This window comes from Kosmotoga sp. (assembly GCF_982836095.1).
Genome location: NZ_CEYIHJ010000176.1, coordinates 1 through 1,916 on the forward strand (window position 1 = coordinate 1; position 1,916 = coordinate 1,916).

The 1,916-nt window shown below is 39.1% G+C and carries 2 protein-coding genes; both read right to left on the reverse strand.

Annotation, left to right across the window (positions count from 1 at the left end; genetic code table 11):
• The coding region (locus tag AC3LHT_RS09555) for an SPL family radical SAM protein (RefSeq protein WP_488662726.1) at positions 1-686 on the reverse strand (686 nt) is incomplete at its 3' end.
• A 227-nt stretch (positions 687-913) separates the two neighbouring features.
• On the reverse strand, positions 914-1,916 hold a 1,003-nt coding region (locus AC3LHT_RS09560; RefSeq protein ID WP_488662727.1), incomplete at its 5' end, for a TDT family transporter.

Sequence of the window (1,916 nt, forward strand, 5' to 3'; positions counted from 1 at the left end):
TCGAACTTATCTCTGTATAGCCAGCTTTCCCAACCTAACTTTTTGTATAAAGCTCTTACTTGATTAGGGTAGTTCAGCGGGTCAAGATGAACACGATCCACAATCTTTTTAAGGCTATAAGCCAACTTCTCCGGGTTCATAGGCAGTACAGGCCCTACGAATACACCTGTATTTATTCCCGCTTCTTTCAATTTTCTGACTGTTTTTAATCGCTCTTCAAAACTTGGACCTCCCGGCTCCAAAATTTTTCTAACATCTTCCCTATCGCTCGTAATCGTTATATTTACAACGAGGTCTTTGGCTTCTTTCAACAAATCCAGATCTCTCAAAATTAGAGTGGATTTCGTCATGATGAACACCGGTATCCAGCGGGAAATCAATATCCTGAGAATCTCTCTGGTTAGTTTTGTTTTCTTTTCAATATGCTGATAAGGATCACAAGCAGAAGAGATAAAAAAACGCCCTCGACTTATCTTTGAAAGGCTTTTTGGAAGCACTTGGGGAATGTTTTTTCTGATCCAGATGTCTTTTCCCCATTGACCTTTTTTGTATTTGAAAGCTCCTATAAACTGGGCAAAACAATATTTGCAACCGAAGGTGCACCCGATATATGGATTTATTGCGTAATCAGCTATCGGTATGCCAGATTTAGTTATTGGGTTCTTAACAGTTGTTTCGTAGATCATTTTTTGCTCCTAAAAGTCAGATTCCAGACCAATGAATCATCGTACTCCAGAATTGGGTAGTCTTTCTTGACTTTAGATACTATCCCTTTTGCGAACTATATTCTGGTTATTGATTGCGAGCAGATTAACCAACGTATCGACTATATAGCTTCCTCGAAATCCATTCCAAGCATTGAAAATGCAAAGAAAAAAAGAATAAAATAGGCGTAAGAAGCAGCAAATTTATCTTACCTTTCTTTGAAAAGCGTTCCGTGATAAGCATTGACCGCTGTTTTTACAAAAGTTACGGTCCACAAAATAGCTAAAAGCCAATACAGGGCAAAACCAACATAGTTAACCAATTCTATGTTGAATATCTTTGAAATGGAATGGCTTGCGGCTACGTACGCCCCCAGAGGGAAAGTAAAAGCCCACCAGGACATCGCATACGGAAGACTTAACTTTTTTATGTAATGCAAACTCATCACAATTGCTATCAGAACCCACCATATGCCAAATCCCCAGAATAGCAGTCCAAAGACAAAAAAAGGCTGCTTAACTGTCACAAAGGATGAGCTATTGACTAAGTTGACCAGTGCAACTGTTCCAGCACCAATCGGCCCAAGATTTATCCATATAGTTGGTGAAAGTGTACTTGGTAATGGATGATGAAGAATAAAACGATACATACTGATTGCAAGCAGTGCGAGGTAAATGAAAAATCCTGCTCCCCATCCAAAATAATTAAGGAATATAACAAACTCTTTTAATGTTCCGGAAAATTGTGGAATAATAGAACTTCCCGCAATTGGAATGACTATTAGACCAACAGGCGGTATAAACCATGCAGGGCTTATGTGGTCAAGCTTAACATGCTCCCCTTTGAACATATAATACGGGATCACTATTCCAAAAAAGATGGTGGAGAATGTTCCAGCAAACCAAAATATTTCCCCTAGAAGCATGTTATCAGCTATAAAAATGAAATTCGCCGCAAGAACGAGCATAGCAACCGCGATAGTACTATAAAAGTTCGAGTTTAAAGGATTTTCCAGGTCTTTCATCGCTTCATTCCTGAAAAGAGTCCATCTTAGCAGCCATGGAACCAGCAGGAGGAAAAACAAGATGAGGTTCAAATAAAAAAGGATGGATGCAATTGTTTTCAGAAATGGAATGTACTCAGAAAATGATAGAGAGGTCATCGCAAATATACCGGTTCCCATAACACTCGCAAACCACGCCGGTGAAAAA